This is a genomic window from Microbacterium sp. A93, assembly GCF_051842835.1.
The window spans coordinates 114450-133806 of record NZ_JBPXMT010000007.1 but is presented as its reverse complement, the minus strand read 5'-3'; the positions used below and the strand labels follow the sequence as shown (position 1 = coordinate 133806).

General features: G+C 65.4%; 16 protein-coding genes. 6 read left to right on the top strand and 10 right to left on the bottom strand.

What is annotated here, in order from left to right; genetic code table 11:
- Positions 1–40: 40 nt before the first annotated feature.
- From ACSU1G_RS18255 to aspS, 5 genes are all read right to left on the bottom strand, one after another.
- Entirely contained in the window at positions 41–1129 is a 1089-nt protein-coding gene (locus ACSU1G_RS18255; protein WP_439281399.1) for an ABC transporter ATP-binding protein, read from the bottom strand.
- Positions 1126–1920, bottom strand: a complete 795-nt coding sequence (locus ACSU1G_RS18250; protein WP_439281398.1) for an ABC transporter permease — start codon at positions 1918–1920, stop codon at positions 1126–1128. The genes ACSU1G_RS18255 and ACSU1G_RS18250 overlap by 4 nt, the downstream gene beginning before the upstream one ends.
- Positions 1917–2843, bottom strand: coding sequence for an ABC transporter permease (locus ACSU1G_RS18245; protein ID WP_439281397.1), 927 nt, complete (start codon positions 2841–2843; stop codon positions 1917–1919). The genes ACSU1G_RS18250 and ACSU1G_RS18245 overlap by 4 nt, the downstream gene beginning before the upstream one ends.
- On the bottom strand, positions 2840–3982 hold the full coding sequence (locus ACSU1G_RS18240) for an ABC transporter substrate-binding protein (protein ID WP_439281396.1): 1143 nt from the start codon (positions 3980–3982) through the stop codon (positions 2840–2842). The genes ACSU1G_RS18245 and ACSU1G_RS18240 overlap by 4 nt, the downstream gene beginning before the upstream one ends.
- A gap of 301 nt (positions 3983–4283) precedes the next feature.
- The gene (gene aspS / locus ACSU1G_RS18235) at positions 4284–6065 is read right to left on the bottom strand and encodes an aspartate--tRNA ligase (RefSeq protein ID WP_439281395.1); all 1782 of its coding nucleotides are present in this window, start codon (positions 6063–6065) and stop codon (positions 4284–4286) included.
- A 119-nt stretch (positions 6066–6184) separates the two neighbouring features.
- Here aspS and ACSU1G_RS18230 point away from each other — a divergent pair, with 119 nt between their 5' ends.
- Positions 6185–6814: a histidine phosphatase family protein gene (locus ACSU1G_RS18230; protein ID WP_439281394.1), complete on the top strand. Its 630-nt coding sequence runs from the start codon at positions 6185–6187 to the stop codon at positions 6812–6814.
- A gap of 15 nt (positions 6815–6829) precedes the next feature.
- Here the strand turns inward: ACSU1G_RS18230 and ACSU1G_RS18225 are convergent, their stop codons facing one another.
- A complete protein-coding gene (locus ACSU1G_RS18225) occupies positions 6830–7729 on the bottom strand; it encodes an NAD(P)/FAD-dependent oxidoreductase (RefSeq protein WP_439281393.1) in 900 nt (299 codons plus the stop codon).
- A gap of 55 nt (positions 7730–7784) precedes the next feature.
- On the opposite strand from ACSU1G_RS18225, the gene ACSU1G_RS18220 reads away from it, so the two are divergent.
- The 5 genes from ACSU1G_RS18220 to ccsB all read left to right on the top strand — a co-directional run bounded on the left by ACSU1G_RS18220 (position 7785) and on the right by ccsB (position 12447).
- A complete protein-coding gene (locus tag ACSU1G_RS18220; protein WP_439281392.1) occupies positions 7785–8189 on the top strand; it encodes a MerR family transcriptional regulator in 405 nt (134 codons plus the stop codon).
- Positions 8190–8244: 55 nt separating this feature from the next.
- On the top strand, positions 8245–8895 hold the full coding sequence (locus ACSU1G_RS18215) for a TlpA family protein disulfide reductase (protein WP_439281391.1): 651 nt from the start codon (positions 8245–8247) through the stop codon (positions 8893–8895).
- Complete coding sequence (locus ACSU1G_RS18210) at positions 8892–9644, top strand: cytochrome c biogenesis CcdA family protein (protein WP_439281390.1); 753 nt, start codon at positions 8892–8894, stop codon at positions 9642–9644. The genes ACSU1G_RS18215 and ACSU1G_RS18210 overlap by 4 nt, the downstream gene beginning before the upstream one ends.
- A 67-nt stretch (positions 9645–9711) precedes the next feature.
- Positions 9712–11445 (top strand): cytochrome c biogenesis protein ResB, encoded by a 1734-nt coding sequence (gene resB / locus ACSU1G_RS18205; RefSeq protein WP_439281389.1) that lies wholly within the window; start codon positions 9712–9714, stop codon positions 11443–11445.
- A 9-nt stretch (positions 11446–11454) separates the two neighbouring features.
- A complete protein-coding gene (gene ccsB, locus ACSU1G_RS18200) occupies positions 11455–12447 on the top strand; it encodes a c-type cytochrome biogenesis protein CcsB (protein WP_439281388.1) in 993 nt (330 codons plus the stop codon).
- On the opposite strand, the gene ACSU1G_RS18195 is transcribed toward ccsB, so the two are convergent.
- From ACSU1G_RS18195 to ACSU1G_RS18180, 4 genes are all read right to left on the bottom strand, one after another.
- Positions 12346–12987 carry a 2'-5' RNA ligase family protein gene (locus tag ACSU1G_RS18195; RefSeq protein WP_439281387.1) on the bottom strand — a complete coding sequence of 214 codons (642 nt, stop codon included), beginning with the start codon at positions 12985–12987 and terminating at the stop codon, positions 12346–12348. The genes ccsB and ACSU1G_RS18195 overlap by 102 nt on opposite strands.
- Positions 12988–13072: 85 nt before the next feature.
- Complete coding sequence (locus tag ACSU1G_RS18190) at positions 13073–14302, bottom strand: IS30 family transposase (protein WP_439281386.1); 1230 nt, start codon at positions 14300–14302, stop codon at positions 13073–13075.
- 221 nt (positions 14303–14523) lie between these two features.
- Positions 14524–16530 carry a YhgE/Pip domain-containing protein gene (locus ACSU1G_RS18185; protein ID WP_439281385.1) on the bottom strand — a complete coding sequence of 669 codons (2007 nt, stop codon included), beginning with the start codon at positions 16528–16530 and terminating at the stop codon, positions 14524–14526.
- Entirely contained in the window at positions 16527–19337 is a 2811-nt protein-coding gene (locus tag ACSU1G_RS18180; protein WP_439281384.1) for an MMPL family transporter, read from the bottom strand. The genes ACSU1G_RS18185 and ACSU1G_RS18180 overlap by 4 nt, the downstream gene beginning before the upstream one ends.
- Between the last annotated feature and the right edge of the window lie 20 nt (positions 19338–19357).

Here is a 19357-nt window from a genome sequence, read left to right as displayed (position 1 = left end):
CCAGAGCCTCGAGGGATCCGTCGCGTCCCTCGACGACACGCTATTTGGCCCGTACCGCCACGGGAACCGGCTCAACGGCGAGGTGCACGCGGTCGCCGTAAGCAGGATGGAACTGCGCGTCGTGCTGTACGCGCACCAGCTCGCCGGAATCCGTCTTCACGAGCGTGCGACGGATACTGCCGAGGAACGTGCTCTCCTCGACGATGCCGCTGGTCGCGGCATCCGCTTCTCCGGCGAATCGCAGATTCTCCGGGCGGAGGTGCACCTCGACCTTGCCCTCGGCGGGGGTGTTGGTCGGCAGGTCGCGACCCCAGACGGTGACCCGCCCGCCAGAGGCGATGCCTGACACGATGCTGGAGAGTCCGACGAAGGCAGCGACGTGCGCGGTCGCAGGTCGCAGGTAGAGCTCCTCCGGAGTGTCGATCTGGTCGATGCGTCCGGCATCCATCACGGCGATCCGATCAGAGACAGCCAGCGCCTCCTCCTGATCATGTGTGACGAACACCGTCGTGATGCCCAGGCGCAGCTGGATGCGGCGGATCTCGTCACGCAGCTGCACGCGCACCTTGGCGTCGAGCGCAGACAGCGGTTCGTCGAGCAACAGCACTCGCGGCTCGGTGACGAGTGCGCGGGCGAGTGCGACGCGCTGCTGCTGTCCGCCGGAGAGCTCGTGTGGAAACCGTTCGGCAAAGCTGCCCAGGCCGACGAGTTCGAGGGCATCCAGGGCCCGCTTCGCAGCCTTCGCCTTGCCCATTCCTCGGCGACGCAGTCCGAACGCCGTGTTGTCGTCGACGCGCAGATGTGGAAACAGCGAGTACGACTGGAAGACCATGCCGATGTCGCGCTTGTTCGTCGGCACCCGAGAGACGTCCTGCCCGCCCAGCAGCACAGCGCCTCCGTCGGCGCTCTCGAGCCCAGCAAGCACGCGCAGCGCCGTCGTCTTACCGCAGCCGGAGGGGCCGAGCAGAGACACGAACTCGCCGGGGGCGATGTCGAGGTCGACGCCGTGCAGCACGCGGTTCGAGCCGTAACTCTTCTCGATGCCCTGGAACTGCACGCGGGTTCCCTCGCCTGCCTCGGACAGCAGCATGTTGTCCTTCGTTGGGGGGAGAGTATTCGGGGTTGTCATGAACGGGCCTTTCGGTTGCCGCGGGCGGCGCGGCCGATGACGAGCAGCAGCAGGAAGCAGAACAGCAGCGCCAACAGTGTGAAGATCGCAGGGGCATAGGCATCCTGCTTTTGGACGACGACCAGCGCGGTCTGGAAGACCTGACGGTTCAGCAGCGAGGCGATCGTGAACTCGCCGAGCACGACGGCGATGGAGATGAGGGAACCGGCGAGCAGTCCCTGGCGAATATTCGGGGCGAGTACCTTCACCACGACGACCGGCCAGCTTGCGCCGAGCGAGCGGGCGGCCTCTGCGAGCGTCTTCAGGTCGGCGGCGTCGATGGATGCCTGGATCGATCGGAAGGCGAACGGCAGCACGGTGATGCCGTACGCGAACGCCAACGTCCACGTGCCGGTTCCGAGCGTGCGCCCGATCTGCAGGTAGATCGGTGCGAGGCCGACGACGAGAACGATGGCCGGGATCGAGATCGGCAGCAGCACAGCGAACTCGAAGAACGGCTTCAGCTTCGGGAAGCGCAGGTTCACCAGAATCATCGTCGGTGCCAGCAGCAGGAGAACGATTGCGACCGTGACGACGGCGAGAACGAGCGAGTTGCCCAGGCCCGTCCAGATCGGTTTGATCGCGGCGGATGCGGCCGGGTCGAACAGTGCCGCCCAGCGGTCAAAGGACCAACTGCCGTCCTTGCCGCGCACCGTGTACAGGAATGTCGAGATCAGCGGCACCGCGAAAAATGCGCCGACCAGGATGCCGATGATCCAGCGGGTCGCGCGGGAGGGGGCAAGACGGTTCATGACTGCCACCTCGCTGCCCGGCGTTGAATGATCGAGTACAGCCCCATCACGATGCCGACGACGATGATCATGCCGAGGGCGAGCGCCCCCGCAAGGTTCTCGCGGCCGAGCACGGTCTCGCTAGTGAGCGCGGCGCGGATCTGCAGCGGCACGATCTGCGAGCCCTGACTGATTAGGGCTGCCGCGGTCGCATATGAGGAGAACGCATTCGCGAACAGCAGCAGCAGGCTCGCGAAGAACGAGGGGGCGAGTACAGGGATACCCACATGCGCCCAGAAGCTCGCGCGTGTGCCGCCGAGTGTGAGGTTGGCCTCTGACCACTGCGGCTTGAGAGCGGCGAGGGCCGGCATGAAGGTGATCACCATGAGGGGGATCTGGAAGTAGACGTAGGGCATGATGAGCCCTGGCACTTCGTAGAGCCAGACGCCGTTCTCGTAGATGTTGATCCCCAGAGTGTCCTTGAGGAACAGCGTCATGACGCCCTGCGCGCCGACAGTGGCGATGAATGCGAACGCGAGCATGACACCGCCGAACTGGGCGAGCACGCCGGCCGCGGCATCCATCGTCGAGCGCACCGTGCCCTGTGCGTTCATGCCAAGCAGCGCGTAGCAGACCAGGGCGCCGACGACCGCGCCGACGACCGCGGTGAGCAGGGAGAGGCCTGCGGAGCTGGCGAAGGTGTTCAGTACGACCGGATCTGCGAGCGCGGTGACGTTGCTCCACGTGAAGGAGCCGTCTTTGGTGAAGAATCCCGATCCGATCGCGAGGATGGTCGGCACGGCCAGGAAGAGCAGCACATATGCCGAGAACGGCACGAGTCCCAGCCAGGCCCACGACGGCGCCGACCGTCGGGCCGTGCGAGACGGCCCGACGGTGGTGGGAGCGGATGCCGAGGCATCCGCCCCCAGAGTTGCGGACGTCACTGGATCGCCGCAGCCCACTTCTCGCCGAGCAGCGTGCCGGCGTTGGTGCTCTGCTCCTCAGTGGGAACCACGGTGTCTTCCGGAACCTCGGGGAGCGCTGCCGCGAGATCGGCGTCGATCGTGCCAGCCTCTGTCATCGCCTCCATGCGAACCGGTCGGGCGCCGCCCTTGAGCCACAGGTTCTGCACGTCGTCGCTGTAGAGGAACTCCTGCCACAGGCGGGCAGCCGCCGGGTTCGGAGCATCTTTGTTGATCGCCTGGTTGTAGTAACCGGCGTAGCCGACGCCATCGAGCACGACGACCTTCCAGTCAGGGTTGTCGGCGGACAGCCCGGCGTTCAGGTAGTCCCAGTCGAAGACGACGGGCGTCTCGCCGCTGGCGACGGTGGCTGGTGTCGCATCGACCTTGAGGAAGTTTCCGGCCTTCTGCAGTTCGCTGAAGAAGTCGATGCCGGGCTGGAAGTCGTCCAGTGTGCCGTCGGACTGGACCGTGGCCAGCCCCACAGCGGCGAACGCGGCGCCTGCCTGTGTCGGGTCGCCATTGATCGCGACGGCGCCCTTGTAGTCGGCACCGAGAAGATCGTCGAGCTCAGCCGGAGCGTCGAGCTTCGAGGAGTCGTAACCGATCGACAGGTACCCGCCGTAGTCGCCGACGAACAGCCCAGTCGGCTCCTTCAGCGCGTCAGGGATCTCGTCCCAGGTCTGCACCTGGTACGGGGCGAAGACGTCGGTGCTCGAGAGCGCGACGGCGAGGCCGAGGTCGAACACATCTGGCGCAGTGTCGAGGCCCTCGTTGGTCTTCGCAGCGGTGATCTCCTCGGCGCTGGAGACGTCGGGGGACTGCTCGTTGATCGTGATCTCGGGGTACTTTTCGGCGAACAGGTCGAGGACTTCGCCGTAGTTGGCCCAGTCGCGGGGGAGGGCGATGACGTTCAGCTGGCCCTCGGCCTTGGCCGCCGCCTCAAGGTCTTCGAACGAGCCGAAAGCGTCTACAGATGTCGCCGTCGCAGCATCTACGCCGGAGTCTCCACCATCGCCGGTGGTGTCATCTCCGGAAGCGCAGGAGGTCAGTACGAGGGCGGCGGTCGCGGCGAGGGCGATACCGGCGACGAATCGCTTACGTCGGGTGAAGCGTGCCATGAGGTTCCTCTCGGTGTCCGGCGCTGTGGAGCCGGTGTCGGGTTGCGAGAGGACGCTACGCGCCAGTGGTTACTCAATAAAGCGGTTCGGGTGAATGAGAGGTAGCCGATCGGTGGCGCGCGGTGTCCTCCTGCCCTCGCACACTATCGCCGGATCAGTGCCGGGGTCTAGCCCGGGGCCCCGTCCCGTGCAGGGTGACGCGGAGTGAAGAGTCGCTGACGCCCCCACTTCGCGACAAGACCCCGTGTTGCAGACGCTTGGTCTGCAACACGGGGTCTCGACGAAAACCCGGGGTCTCGGGTCAGGACTCGTCGTTCTCTGGCTCGAAGTCGACTCCAGCCTCAGCGCGCTGCGCATCGGTGATCGGTGCCGGTGCGGCGGTCAGCGGATCGAAGCCGTTGCCGGTCTTCGGGAACGCGATGACCTCGCGGATCGAATCGGTTTTGGTGAGGTGCTGCAGCACGCGGTCCATGCCGAGCGCGATGCCGCCGTGCGGGGGAGCGCCGAACTTGAACGCGTCGAGCAGGAAACCGAACTGCTCGTCAGCGACCTCATCGCTGATGCCCATGACCTCGAAGACGCGCTTCTGGACATCTTCACGGTGGATGCGGATCGATCCTCCGCCGAGTTCGGAGCCGTTGCAGACGATGTCGTATGCGTAGGCGAGCGCCGAACCAGGGTCGGTGTCGAACGTGTCTGCGAACTCCGGCTTCGGGCCAGTGAACGCATGGTGCACGGCAGTCCATGCTCCCGCGCCGACGGCAACGTCACCGGATGCCACGGCATCGGCCGCAGGCTCGAACATCGGAGCATCCACAACCCACGTGAACGCGAAGGTGTCGGGGTCGAGGAGACCCAGACGGCGCCCGATCTCCACGCGCGCAGCACCGAGCAGCGCACGGCTGTCCTTCGCAGAGCCGGCAGCGAAGAATACGCAGTCGCCTGCGGATGCGCCGACGAGGCCCGCGAGACCGGCCTGCTCAGCCTCGGACAGGTTCTTGGCGACGGGGCCACCGAGCGATCCGTCGTCGTTGAACAGCACATACGCGAGGCCGCGGGCGCCGCGCTGCTTGGCCCAGTCCTGCCACGCATCCAGCTGCTTGCGTGGCTGGCTTGCGCCACCGGGCATGAGCACTGCACCAACGTAGTCGGCCTGGAACACACGGAACGTGGTCTCCGAGAAATACTCGGTCGCCTCGACGAGCTCAAGACCGAAGCGCAGGTCGGGCTTGTCGGAGCCGTACTTAGCCATCGCGTCGGCATAGGTGATGCGCGGCAGCGGAGTCTGAACTTCGACGCCGATCGTCGCCCACATTGCCGGGACGATGGCTTCCATCATCTCGATGACGTCTTCCTGGTCGACGAAGCTCATCTCGATGTCGAGCTGCGTGAACTCCGGCTGACGGTCGGCGCGGAAGTCCTCATCGCGGTAGCAGCGGGCCATCTGGTAATACTTTTCGACGCCGCCGACCATGAGCAACTGCTTGAACAGCTGCGGACTCTGCGGGAGCGCGTACCAGCTGCCGGGGTGCAGGCGTGCGGGCACGACGAAGTCGCGGGCACCCTCAGGAGTGGAGCGCGTGAGCGTCGGAGTCTCGACCTCGATGAACTCGCGGGCGTCCAGCACATCGCGGACGGCCTTGTACACCTTCGAGCGCAGGCGCAGGTTGGCGGCCGTCGACGGTCGACGAAGGTCGAGGTAGCGGTGCTTGAACCGCACGTCCTCGCCGATCGTGTCGGTGTCTCCGAGGCCGGTGGAGACCTGGAACGGCAGCGGAGCAGACTCGTTGAGCACCTCGACCGTGGTCGCGATGACCTCGATCTCGCCGGTGGGCAGGTTCGGGTTCGCGTTGCCGGCGGGTCGCTGGGAGACCTCTCCGGTCACCTTCAGAACGAACTCGCTGCGCAGCGGATGCGCGGTCTCCTCGTCGCGGATGACCACCTGGGCGATGCCCGAGGCGTCGCGGAGATCAATGAACGCGACTCCTCCGTGATCACGACGACGATCAACCCAACCCGTGAGGGTGACGGTCTGACCGATGTGTTCGGCTCGCAGGGAGCCGGTCGTGTGAGTGCGAAGCACGGAAGATTCCTCCAGTTCAGTAAAGGGAACTCCGCCATTCTACGTGGGCGGGCCGTGCGTGCCGTCGCGCCCGGGCTCACCGTCCGGTCTCACCGTCGAGGCATCCCTAGACTGGCCTCATGCCTGCCGAACGCCTTCATCTTGTCCGCCACGGCGAAGTCCACAATCCCGAACGGGTGCTCTACGGTCGCCTTCCGAATTATGGGTTGAGCGAAGACGGTAGAGGGATGGCGCGGGCCGCAGCCGAGTACATCGCAGGGCTTGATCGCCCGGTGACCTCGCTACGCTGCTCGCCCTTGCAGCGCGCTCAGGAATCAGCAGAGCCCTTCACCGAGATCTTCGGGCTGGACCCGACCATCGATGAACGCGTGATCGAGCCGACCAACGTCTTCGAAGGCACGCGCATGAGTCGCTCACTGCGCAACCCGCTCAATTGGTGGCATCTGCGTCGACCATCGATTCCCAGCTGGGGCGAGCCGTACGCGTTGATCGCCGATCGTGTGGAAGAGGCAATGAACAACGCCTGGCACGAGACCGACGGTGGCGACGTCGTGTTCGTCTCGCATCAGGCGCCGATCTGGATCACGCACCTTCATGTCGCTGGACTCCCGCTGCGCCACGATCCGCGCACTCGCCGTTGCGCGCTGTCGAGCGTGACCTCCTTCGAGCGGATCGGCGATGTCTGGCGGGAAGTCGACTACGCCGAACCCGCTGCGACCGGCGGCGCCGTCGACGTCGGCGCCGTCTGAGCTACTTAGTCCAGCTCACGCGCTCAGTTCCTGGACGACGAAGGCCGCAGCAAGTTGGCCTGCGGCCGCAGCCTGAATGACGGATGCAACGGGCCCCGGCATCGTCGCGCGGTGAGCGAGATCACCCGCGGCGAAGATCCCGGCTACGGAAGTGTGCCCGAAGTCATCGATCTCGATCGCACCGCTGGATAGCATCTGAAGTTCTAACTGCGCGGCGAACGGAGCGTGCTGACGGATCGATCCGGATGCGAGGAACAACCCGGCGAACTCGGTGTCGGCCCCGCCGGCGGTGACGATCACACCGCCGTCTGCCCCTGCTCGCACCGAATCCACGATCTCGGCGGCGACACGTGCGCCGCCTGCCTCGAGAATTGCCCGCTCGTCGTCGGTCACTGCGGTTTCGATGGGGAACACCGTGATTCCGCCGACCACCGGACCCAGCAGGGCAAGGAGGTGCCCCGACCGAGGACCGGCGCCGATGATACCGATCTCGGCACCGTGGAACTCGTGGCCATCGCAGAACGGGCAGGCGAAAGCATGGTGACCCCAGAGGTCATTGAGCCCAGGAACAGCCGGGAGTTCATCGGTGACACCGGTCGCGAGGATGATCCGCCGCGCACGCTCGACTTCTCCGCCCTCGAGCGTGACCGTGAAGTCGTCTGCAACCCCGGCGATGCTCTCCGCCACGGCAGTCCTGAACGTCACATCGGAATAGGCCGTCAGCTGCGCGCGGGCCCGCGCGCGGTGTTCTGCTGGGGCAGTACCGTCGTCGCCCAGCACATTGTGCATATGAGACACCGGGCCGTTTCGGTACTGTGCGGAGTCGAGCACGAGCGTGCTGCGATGCATCCGTCCGAGCGTCAGCGCGGCCTGAAGTCCTGCGGGTCCGGCGCCGATTACGATCGCGTCATACATGGGTGGAGTCCTCTCTGATCTTGTGTTCTCGATCATTCTGTGACTTCATGTCAACATGAAGTCAAGTGCGTCGCGTTCATGGTCCGTCGGCGAGGTCGCGGAGAAGTTTGAACTGCCCACCAATGTGCTGCGGCATTGGGAGGCGGTGGGGCTCCTGCGTCCCGAAAGAGATTCGGCCGACCGTCGACGATACGGCGAGGAGGACATCGTGCGCATCGCGGTGATCAAACGGAGCAAAGACGCGGGGATGAGCCTGGAGCAGATCGCGGTGCTTCTGGATGACGGGCGCATGGGGCGCCACGAAGTGCTCTACGCACACCTCGCAGATATCGATCGGCGGATGGTGGAGATGCAGCGCTCGCGGGAGATGACCGAGCACGCGCTGCGGTGCAGCGCCCACGACATCACCACCTGTCCGAGGTTCAGGGCCGGGGTTGATGACGTGCTCGCTCGGTTCTGAGAGGCCCGTCGATGCGTCCAGATCACCCATAGAAACGCAGGCTTAGACTGATGATGTGCCACTCGCTTCGACGATTCGACCGATTCGCGACGGCCGCCTCTCCCGCACTCGACGTTCGCGTCGTGTAGCCGGAGCCGCGTTCGCCGTGCTGTTCGCCGTCGCTCTGACCGCCTGCACCGCAGATCCGGTCGCCGAGCAATTTCTCGAGGGTGATGACAAGGGATACATCTCGGCGGAGTTCACGGTCGTGGAGATCGCGCCCGACGATCGAGGCGCGCCGGTTGAGTTCGGTGGCGTCACGGAATCCGGCGATGAATTTGACAGTGCTGACATCGCCGGAGATGTCACGGTCGTCAACTTCTGGTACGCCGCCTGCGGCCCATGCCGGGTTGAAGCGAAAGACCTCGAGTCGGTCTGGCAGGAGTATGAGGGCGACGGAGTTTCCTTCGTCGGCGTCAACACCTACGACCAGCCCGACACCGCACGTGCCTTCGCCGAAGAGTACGGCGTGACGTATCCGAGTCTCATGGACGTTGACAATGGCGATGCGAAGCTCGCCTTCGCCACAGTCACGCCGATTCAGGCGACCCCGACCACGCTCGTGCTCGACAAGCAGGGTCGCGTCGCGGCGCGCATCATCGGACAGCTCAAGGGCCCATCGGTCCTCTCCACGCTCGTCAAGGACGCGCTCGCGGAGAGCGCGTGAACACAAACGAACTGATCGGTTCCGGCGCACTCTGGCTCGCGATCCCTGTTGCGATGCTCGCCGGTCTCGTGTCGTTCCTTTCGCCGTGCGTGCTGCCGCTTGTGCCCGGTTATCTCGGCTTCCTCGGGGGTGCGGTGGCGCCGCGTGGCGCTTCGACCGGTGCCTCGACCGGACGGGGACGCCTTGTGCTCGGCGTGCTGCTGTTCATCCTCGGTTTCAGCGTGGTGTTCATCGCGTTCACCGTGATCGGCGGCACGGCTGCCGTGTTCTTTTTGCAGTGGGGTGAGTTGATCACCCGCGTTCTGGGTATCGTCATCGTCGCGATGGGGCTCGTCTTCCTCGGGCTGTTCGGCTTCGCGCAACGGGAGTTCAAGTTGCACGTCAACTCGAAGACCGGCCTCATCGGTGCGCCCCTCCTGGGGTTTGCGCTCGGGATCGGATGGGCGCCGTGCATCGGACCGACGCTGGCGGCGATCACTGCGGTCTCGTGGACGCTCGGCGATCCGGTCCGGGCGGGCTTCCTCGGCCTGGCATACAGTCTCGGTCTCGGCATCCCGTTCCTGCTCGTTGCGCTCGGTTTCGGCTGGGCAACGAAGACGATCGGGTTCCTGCGACGTCACATCCGCATCGTGAACATCATCGGCGGCGCCATGCTCATCCTGCTCGGCGTTTTGATGATCACCGGATTGTGGACCGACATCATGTCGCGACTCGGGGCGGTGATGGGCAGTGTCATCCTCCCGCTCTGATTCCCGCTCTGATTCCGGCTCTGATTCCGGCTCTGATTCCGGCTCTGATCTCAAGAACAAGGATGCTGTGAACAGCGACGTCTCCGACCCTCTGCGCCCGTCTGACCACATCGACGGAGACGGCGGCGGCATCACCCAGCCGAAACTCGGCGTCATCGGATGGCTGCGGTGGGGCTGGCGTCAGCTGACCTCGATGCGCACCGCGATCATCCTTCTCCTGGTGCTCGCGATCGCGGCGATCCCCGGCTCGATCTTCCCGCAGCGGATGGCCGACCCGAACGGCGTCACCCAGTGGCAGACCGACAACCCCGACCTTTTCCCCGTGCTCGATGCGATGAACCTCTTCGACGTGTACCTGTCGCCGTGGTTCTCGGCGATCTACCTGCTTTTGTTCATCTCGCTGGTCGGATGCGTGATTCCGCGCATCAAGCACCATCTGAAGGCGCTGCGCGCGCGACCCCCGCGGACGCCGGCGCGACTGCAGAGACTCGAAGACCACCGCGAGGTCACACGCCCCCTGCTCCCTGAGGCGATCGAGGATGCCGATGCCGAGGCATCCCGCTCGATCGATGTCGCGCAGAAGCAGCTCAAAGCGCTCGGCTATCGCGTCGAGCGCTACGACAGGGGTCGCACGTACTCTGTTTCGGCCGAGCGCGGCTACTGGCGCGAGACCGGCAACCTGATCTTCCACCTCGCACTCGTCGGGGTGCTCCTCGTTGTCGGTATCGGCGGCAGCTTCGCGTACACCGGGCAGCGCGTGATCGTCGAGGGGCAGACGTTCGTCAACACGCTGCTCGACTACGAGTCGATGAACCGTGGGCGTTTCGTCAGTGACGACGCGCTCAGCCCCTATGCGGTGACCCTGGACTCGTTCGATGTGACGTACCAGGAGTACGGCTCCGCGGCATCCGGTCAGGCAGGTAACTTCTCGGCCAACGTGTCGGTGCGCGAGAACGGTGAAACCAGCGAGGATGCCGTACGGGTGAACCATCCGCTGGGTGTCGCCGGCGACAAGATCTACCTGCTCGGCAACGGCTACGCGCCCACGCTCACCGTGCGCAATGCCGAGGGTGACGTCGTCTACAGCAACTCGGTGCCCTTTCTGCCGCAGGACAACAACATGACCTCGCTCGGGGTGATCAAGGTGACCGACGGGATGCCGCAGCAGCTTGGCATCGCAGCATTCTTCTACCCGAGCGCGGCCGAGCTCGACACCGGTGCCTTTACGTCCGCGCATGGTGATCTGCTGTCGCCGCTGCTGACTCTGGACGTCTACGAAGGAGACCTCGGCATCAACGAGGGAACGCCTCGCTCGGTGTACGTGCTTGAGACGGGGGAACTCACGAAGCTCACCGGTCGCACGACAGACGTCGCGTCGATCGAACTGCAGCCCGGTGAGACGGCGGACCTGCCCAACGGGCTCGGAACGATCACATTCGAGGACGAGGCGCCCGCCGACGCGACCAACTACAGCCAGTCGGTCAAGCGCTTCGTCTCGCTGCAGATTCACCACGACGATTCGGCCGTGTGGGTGCTCGTGTGCGCCCTGCTCGCTCTTGCCGGACTCATGCTCGCACTGTTCGTGCCTCGCCGCCGGATGTGGGTCAAAGCGATCGTCGCGGATGATGCTGTGCACCTTGAATATGCCGGTCTCGCCCGCGGGGAAGACCCGACTCTTGCCTCCGCCGTTGATGATCTCGTCGCCGGTCACGCACGGCTGCTCGACGTCGGCCGTGGACCCAGGGCATTCTCCGATCCTGTCGAAGTGACTGACCCCTCCGACGAAGACACTCGAAAGTAGACTGGCATCATGCTCGACTTGGACTCCCTCTCGATCCTGTCCATCTGGACGGCGATCGCGATCTACGCGGCAGCATTCATCGCTTACGCGTTCGATCTCGCGCGCCGCTCTGAGGTCACCTCGGATGCTCGACTCGAGCGTGAGACGGCGCTGGTCGGTGCGAGTGCAGCCGCTGGTGTTGTTGCAGGCTCGGGTGTGGCGACAGCGGGCGCAGCGTCCACCGAAGTGGCCACACCTCGCTACGTGATGGCGCGGATTGGCACCACACTCACCGTGCTGGCATTCGTGTTCCACCTGGCGGCGACCGTGCTGCGTGGGATCGCCGCAGAGCGCGTGCCGTGGGCGAATCTGTATGAGTTCGCGATGATCGGCACACTGTTGGTCGTGCTCGTGTATCTGCTGGTGCTCACCCGCATCGATCTGCGCTTCCTCGGCACATTCATCACGGGTCTTGTCATCGTGCTGATGGGCGCTGCCGCAATCAGCTTCTATGTCGGTGTCGTGCCGCTGATGGACCCGCTGAAGAGCGTGTGGCTCGTTATCCACGTCTTCGTGGCGTCGCTGAGTACGGCATTTTTCGCGCTGGCCTGCGGCCTGTCGGTACTGCAGCTGATGCAGGAGCGTCGTCAGCGTCGTATCGCCGAGAACACCGAGAAGCCCGGCGCGGCATTCCTGCGCACGCTTCCGACGGCCGACCGGTTGGAAGGCATGGCGTTCCGCTTCGCGATCGTCGGTTTCATCCTCTGGACCTTCACGCTGATCGCCGGCTCCATCTGGGCTCAGGATGCCTGGGGTCGCTACTGGGGCTTCGACGTCAAGGAGACCTGGACCTTCATCGTCTGGGTGCTCTACGCCGGATACATCCACGCTCGAGCGACTCGCGGCTGGCGCGGCAACCGTTCAGCGTGGCTGTCGATCGTCGGTTTCACCGCCGTGATCTTCAACTTCACGATCGTCAACGTCTTCTTCAAGGGTCTGCACGCGTACTCCGGCCTGAGCTGATGTTCGAGGGCTACGGCAGGTGGCGCACGTTGCCGCATTCTCCGCCTGGATACGGCAACCCGCGACCCCTGACGAAAGCCGCCGGTTCGGCAGGTGACGCACGTCGCCGCTTCGCGCGCCGGGATGCGGCCATCTGCGACCCCGCCGACGGCCTGCGGCCTCGAGCCCGGTCCACGCCCGCGCATCCAGGGTCTTGCCGTAGACGACCGACAGATGGAACGTCCAGTCCTCGAGGCTGAGCTCGCCCAGTCGGCGAAAGTCGGTGTCTGCGAGAAGCTCGGACAACGTCGAATACGCGGACACGAGGGATGCCGTACGCGCGAGTCGTGCGATGACGATCTGCCAGGGCGCGGGGAAGGTATCGATCGCCTCGGTCGTGACCTCGATCGGATGCTGCGACGCACCCCATTCGCGGACGAGAGCAAGGACATCGTCCAGGTGATCTGCTTCGTAGAAGCCACGAAGTGTGACATGCGCGGTGTGCGGGTGCTTCATCTCGACCGGTCCGACGGGCCGCAGCACCATGATCGGGCGACGCATGGGACGAGCCTACGGTCGCCCTTACCCAGTGCGCCACACCGAGTGTCAGGGTGGAAGGAAAACCCGGCTTCGCCCGCAGGCGAATTCAAGCGGCTATTGCAACACCGGTGATGTTTTTGAATAGTACCTCGCGTGGTTTGGCCCATTCGAGGGTTTTGCGGGGGCGGCGGTTGAGGAGTCGTTCCATCTCCGCGAGGTCGTGGTCGGTGACCTTGTTGAAGTTCGTGCCTTTGGGATGAAAGTCCCGGATGAGACCGTTGGTGTTCTCGTTCGTGGGGCGTTCCCAGGGTGAGTGCGGGTTGCAGAAAAACACGGGGCATCCCGTCGCGATGGTGAACTTCTTGTGTTGTGCCATCTCCGCGCCCTGGTCCCAGGTGATCGTGGTGAACAGCGTCTCCGGAAGGCGCTCGATCATCTGCTGCAGGATCCCGGTCACGGTCTCGCTATCTCGCATTCCAGGGAGCCTGCCGATGAGCGTGAACCGGGAGCGACGCTCGACGAGCGTGATGAGGCCGGATTTCTCCGGCCCGACGACGAGATCACCTTCCCAATGCCCGGGGACAGCCCTGTCCGCGGCGTCCGCTGGCCGGTCCGTGATCATCGCACCTTCCAACCATGGCCGGCTCCCACGGCCGGGGAGCTTGGATTGGGGTTTGCGTGTTGTGCGCCCGGAGCGGAGAGCCTTCTCAACCGTCAACTCGTGCCGTAATGCGCCGCGTCCTTGCACATAGAGGGCCTGATATATCGTCTCGTGAGACACGTGCATCTCCGGCTTGTCGGGGAATTTTGTTCGCAGTTCGGCTGCGACTTGCTCTGGTGAGAGCTTGTCATTCAAGCGTGACACGACCGCCCCACGCAGGACCGGCTCCTCCAGCGTCCCAGGCCGTGACCGCGATCTCTGCTGTCTGGCAACGAGATGCGCCGCTTCGGCGTGATACCGGGGCTGCTGGTTATGCCTGACCTGATGAGCGGTGAGCTCTCGAGAGACCGTCGAGGGGGCTACCCCGAGCTCAGCGGCGATCTTCCGCATCGATAGCGGCGTCTCCAGAGCCCTCGCAGCCTGGATGAACGACCGATCAGCGAGCGTGAGCCGACGATACCCGCGGCCTGGATCCGGCGTTGCGATATCCAATGACACAGGAGCAACACCACCATGACGACCCCGCGCAAGCTTCATACCCGAGAGCCTGCCCCACCTTGACACCGTCACTGATCCCAGGCCCAGCGATTCGCTCAGCTCTACAGCCGATACACCGCGCGCCAGCCCAGACAAGGCCTCAGCACGCACTTCCCACGACACAACCCGATCCGCCATAACAACTCCTCAAATAGAGGTGTTGCGCTAGCTCCCTGAATTCGCCGCACCGGAAGCCGGGAAACTGTTCCCGCATCACGGGCGGTGTCGTGGGAGAGCGGGTCGGCGCCGGGAGGGGCCGCGCGTTGCCGCATCCCGTCACGCGATGCGGCAACCCGCGACCCCTGGCGACGGCGGTCGGGCGACGCGTGGGCCGACGGCAGATCGGGCTGCACCGGATGCTACGCCGCGGCGAGCACGGCCTTCGTCGAGGTCGTGCGACGCAGTGCCACCACGATCGTCGTGACGACGATCGACAGCACGCCCCACACGATGAGGGCCGCGATCGCGCTACCGTTCGCGGCGATCAGCCCGGTGAATGCCGGTGCGGTCGGCAGCGCGCCGCCGATTGAGGCAAGCCAGCCTGGCACCGTCGAGATGAGGCCAGTGGCCACGGCGATGACGCCGACCAGCGCGCTCACCCAGCGTCCGATTCCGCCGAACAGTGCGACGAGCGCCTGGTTCACTGCGGCGAACGCGATGCCAGCCAGCACGGCCGTGCCGGCGAAGGGCCACCATGCCGCGGCATCGTACTGAGCGACGATCTGAACGATCACCGCCACGAGCACCCCCTGTCCCGCGCCGATCAGCGCTGCCGGCGCGAAAGCCTTGAGCGTCAGTGCAGCGGACGAACGACGTGAGGTCAGCGTGCGTGCGGTGTACGCGCGCATCACGATGAACGACGCGAGAGCGCCGAACCACAGCACCACAGCTGCGAGCAGCGGAATAGCCGTCGGACCGAAGATCGTGTTCGCCTGAGTGTTCGACGCCACGGGGTTGGCGATGACGGATGCCAGAGAAGTCGATTCCGCGTCGTCAAACGAGGGGAGCGATTCGGATGCCGTCCGCAGCCCACCGGCGAGGTCTCCGGTGCCTGTCGCCAGAGTGTCGAGGCCGGTGGCCAGTTCGCTCGCGCCCTCGCCCAGAGCGGTCGCTCCGCTACTCAGCGAGTTCGCGCCGCCGCTGAGCGAGCCAGCTCCGCTGCTGAGCGCTGCGGCGCCGGAAGCGGACTGATCGATACCGCCGGCAAGCTGACCCAAACCGTCAGCCAGCGTGGTCGCACCCGTTCCCGCAGCGCGCATCTGCCCGGCGAGCTCCTGCGAAGCCGCCGTATCGAAGGCAGTCAGCCCGCCGGCAGTGCCGGCCGCGGCCTGTGCGGCCTGCCCGGCAGCACCCTGCAGTTCGGGCAGTGAGCCGGTGATCTGCGCAAGCCCCACGCACACCGGATCGGTCGTTTCACGGCCGACGCACGCGGCCTGCAGCCCGCTCAGCCCCGTGCCCAGCTGGTCGATGCCACTCTTGACGCCGGCCGTCGCCTGCTGGGCGCCGTTCGCCGCGGAGAACAGTTCGTCGGGGACGAGACCGTTCTGCTCGAGCGCAGCCGCCCCATCCGTCAGCCCTGTCCCCAGCGTGCTGGCCCCAGAGCCAGCCTCGCGAGTCTTGGCCGAGAGGGTGCCGAGCCCTGCCGACAGCTCTGATGCGCCGGAACCCAGCTCCGAAGCACCGGATGCGAGCTGCGTCGCCCCGTCCGCGATCTGCGTGGCGCCGCCCGGAAGCTCAGCCGCGCCATCCGCTGCCGATCGAGCGCCAGTTGCGAGCTCCAGCGCGCCGGATGCCGCCTCACCGATCTGGTCACCGATCGTCGTGAAGCCGACCAGTACGTTCTCCAGGGTCGCCTCCGACAGCATGGTGCCCAGGGTGGATGCCGCAGCATCCGCAATCTGCCCGGTGATGAGGTCGTCCGCGACGAGGCCGTCATCCGGCGTCGTCACGTTGATCACTGCTTGCTCGGCGGTGCCTCCGCCGTCAGAGATCGCCTGACCCGCCGACGTGGCGGCTGCCGAGAATTCGGCGGGGATCGTGATGACGGCCTGGTAACTGCCGTCGGCAAGGCCCGCAGTGGCATCCGCCTCGTTGGAGATCACCCAGGTGAGGTTGGAGTCCAGGTCGTCAGCGCCCTCCACGAGCCCGGCGGTGAGCTGGCGTCCGAGCGGGGTGTACTGATCATTGATCGTGACCGGCTCATCGAGGTTGACGATCGCAGCGGTCATGCTGTCGAGTCGATCGGTCGGGTTCTGCAGGGCAGCGACCAGGACGCCGCCGATCAGGGCAGGCAGCAGCAGCACACCCAGCAGTGTCAGCCAGGAGATGGGCTTACGGGAGCGAGCCCGTTCAATCGAGAGGGTCATGCGTTCACCTCAGAGGAATCGTCGTGAATCGAAGTCGAAGCAGTCGAAGCGGCGCTGTGCCGTGCCGAAGCGTCGAGTATCTCGGCGGCGGGCCAGGAGGCCTCCGTCAGGATGATGCGGGCGAGACCCGCATCGGATGCGGTGGCGAACACGGCGAGCGGGCGAGACGCCGCAGCATCCCGAAGCATCGCCGTGGCCTGATCGCGCTGGCCGCCGGTGAAGCGGTCGACGCCGTCGATCACAACAAGCTTCGACTTTCCGCGCAGCGCTTCCTGCAGATCGAGCAGCGCGGCATCCGCGTCATCCACCAGTACGCAGCCGACGTGAGCACGCACCCACGCGCCGCGTCCTGGCAGTAGGTGTCCTGCGACACGCAGCGTGCCGGCATCGGGGGTGAGTCTGCCGGCGATTGCCAGTGCGAGCGCACGGCGCGAGCGGGCATCGAGGTCGGTGACGACGACAGCCTTGCCGGGGGCGACGCGTAGCGTGAGTGCTTCGATGGCCGGAGCATCCGCGCTGAGCACGAGGTCGTCCGCGGCGACGATCGAGCCGTCGCCCGGCCATGCCTCGAGGTGTCGTTCGCGTTCGACGGCTGCGCCCTCGATGTCTACGCTCGGAAGGATCTTCTCCAGCCAGGCGGGGATCTGCCACGCGCGCTCGCCGAGGATCGCCATGAGAGCGGGGATGAGGGTCATGCGCACGAGGAACGCATCGATCGCGATGCCGGCGGCGAGGCCGAGAGCGATCGGTTTGAGTGAGGAGTCGCCCTCCGGCACGAACGCCACGAACACGGCGAACATGATGAGGCCTGCGGCCGTGACGACCTTGGCTGAGCCTGTAAAGCCCGTGCGGACGGCGCGGAGAGCGGCTGCCCGACGAGTCGCACGGTCAGGCGATTTCGAATCGGCATCGTGCACGAAGTCCTCGCGCATGCGGGAGACGAGGAACACCTGGTAGTCCATCGCGAGCCCGAACAGCACGCCCATGAGGATGATCGGCATGAAGCTGATGATCGGCCCGACTTTCGCGACGTGCAGCACATCGGCGAGCCAGCCCCATTCGAAGACCGCGCCGACGACGCCGAATGCGGCGATGATCGAGAGCAGATATCCGAGTGCTGCGGTGATCGGCACCCAGAGCGAGCGGAACACGACCGTCAGCAGGATCAGCGACAGACCGATCACGAAGATGCCGAACGGCAGCAGCGCACCGCCGAGCTGATCTGAGATGTCGATCGCGACAGCGGTGAAGCCGGTGACCTTCACATCGATGCCGAACTCTTCGAGCCATTCATCGTGGTGTGAACGAATCTCACGCACGAGATCGCTGGTCGCCGGGTCATCCGGTGCGGTCTTCGGAATAACCTGGACGATGCCGGTGTCAGCCGTCTCGTTCGGTGTGGCGAGGGCCACTTCCTTCACTCCGTCGATTTCGGCGACCGCATCGCCGAGATCTTCCATGAGTGCCAGCGGATCGGTCGAGGTGACGATCGTGCCCGTCAGGACGAGAGGGCCGTTGAATCCAGGGCCGAATTCGTCTGCGACAAGGTCGTAGCTCTGTCGGGCTTCGTCGTCGTGGGCGAGCACGCCGGCGTTCGGCAGTGCGAGGTTGAGGCTGAGAGCGGGGATCGCGACGATGCCGAGGCCGATGACGACGGCGAGCGAGGTGAGTACCGGATGCTTCGTCACTCCGCCGACCCAGCGTTCGCCCATCGATCCATTGAGAGGCAGGCCGCGGCGGGGCCTGGCATCCTTGCCCTTCTTGGGGGCCTTCACCTTCTTGGGGCGTCCGACGATCCGTCCCTTCATGAACCCGAGCACGGCGGGAGTCAGCGTGACCGCGATCGCGACGGCGATCGCCACGGCGACGGATGCCGCGATGCCCATGGTCGTCAGGAACGGGATGCCGGCGAAGCCGAGCCCGATCAGTGCGATGAGCACAGTGATGCCGGCGAACACCACAGCGGAACCGGCCGTACCGACAGCGCGAGCCGCAGACTCTTCCGGGTCAACGCCCTCGCGCACCTGGTCCTGGTGTCTGGCCATGATGAACAGGGCGTAGTCGATGCCGACGGCGATCCCCAGCATCAATGCGAGCAGCGGGGTAGTGGATGACACACTCGCGAAGGCCGTGGCGGCAAAGATGCCGCACATCGAGATGCCGACGCCGAGCATCGCGGTCAACAGGGGGAGTCCTGCGACCACGAACGAGCGGAAGGTGACGATCAGCACGAGTAGTGCGATCACGAGGCCGACGGCTTCGGTGAGCGTCACGCCGGGGATGGAGATGGCGAAGAGATCGCCACCGAGTTTGAGCTGCGATCCTTCTGGGAGCTCCGTCGCCAGGGCATCAACCGCTGCGGTGAGCGTGTCCTTCGTCTCGTCGGAAACGTCGGTGGACTGACCGTCGAACTGCAGCTGCACGATGGCCGCCGTCTCGTTCTCGTTGATCATGCCCGTGATCATCTCGTCGTAGGGCGATGTGACCGCGAGCACCCCGTCGAGGTCGGCGAGCTCGTCGACGGCATCCTCAATCGGCTCGCGGTAGGCGTCGTCAGTGATCGAATCGCCGTCGTCGGCGACCACGATGAACTGCGCGTTCGTGCCGCTCACCTGGGGGAAGGAACGCGCGAGTTGCTCCAGGCCGTCCTGTGACTCAGTGCCGGGGATGCTGAACGAGTTGTCCGTGCCCTGATTGAGCGCGAGGGCTCCGCCACCGGCCGCGGCCAGGATGATCAGCCAGGCGACGAGTACCCGCCAGGGGTGCACGAATGACCAGCGTCCGAGCGACGACAGGAGTGTGGACACAGAATCCTCCGAGACGAGGG

Coding starts and splice junctions, on each gene's coding strand:
- ACSU1G_RS18195 (WP_439281387.1), bottom strand. CDS start 12,987: ATGCGTCGCCCGATCATGGTGCTGCGGCCCGTCGGACCGGTCGAGATG.
- ACSU1G_RS18225 (WP_439281393.1), bottom strand. CDS start 7,729: ATGTATGACGCGATCGTAATCGGCGCCGGACCCGCAGGACTTCAGGCC.
- ACSU1G_RS18185 (WP_439281385.1), bottom strand. CDS start 16,530: ATGACCCTCTCGATTGAACGGGCTCGCTCCCGTAAGCCCATCTCCTGG.
- ACSU1G_RS18240 (WP_439281396.1), bottom strand. CDS start 3,982: ATGGCACGCTTCACCCGACGTAAGCGATTCGTCGCCGGTATCGCCCTC.
- ACSU1G_RS18220 (WP_439281392.1), top strand. CDS start 7,785: ATGAAGTCAAGTGCGTCGCGTTCATGGTCCGTCGGCGAGGTCGCGGAG.
- ACSU1G_RS18190 (WP_439281386.1), bottom strand. CDS start 14,302: ATGGCGGATCGGGTTGTGTCGTGGGAAGTGCGTGCTGAGGCCTTGTCT.
- ACSU1G_RS18250 (WP_439281398.1), bottom strand. CDS start 1,920: ATGAACCGTCTTGCCCCCTCCCGCGCGACCCGCTGGATCATCGGCATC.
- ACSU1G_RS18255 (WP_439281399.1), bottom strand. CDS start 1,129: ATGACAACCCCGAATACTCTCCCCCCAACGAAGGACAACATGCTGCTG.
- ccsB (WP_439281388.1), top strand. CDS start 11,455: ATGCTCGACTTGGACTCCCTCTCGATCCTGTCCATCTGGACGGCGATC.
- ACSU1G_RS18230 (WP_439281394.1), top strand. CDS start 6,185: ATGCCTGCCGAACGCCTTCATCTTGTCCGCCACGGCGAAGTCCACAAT.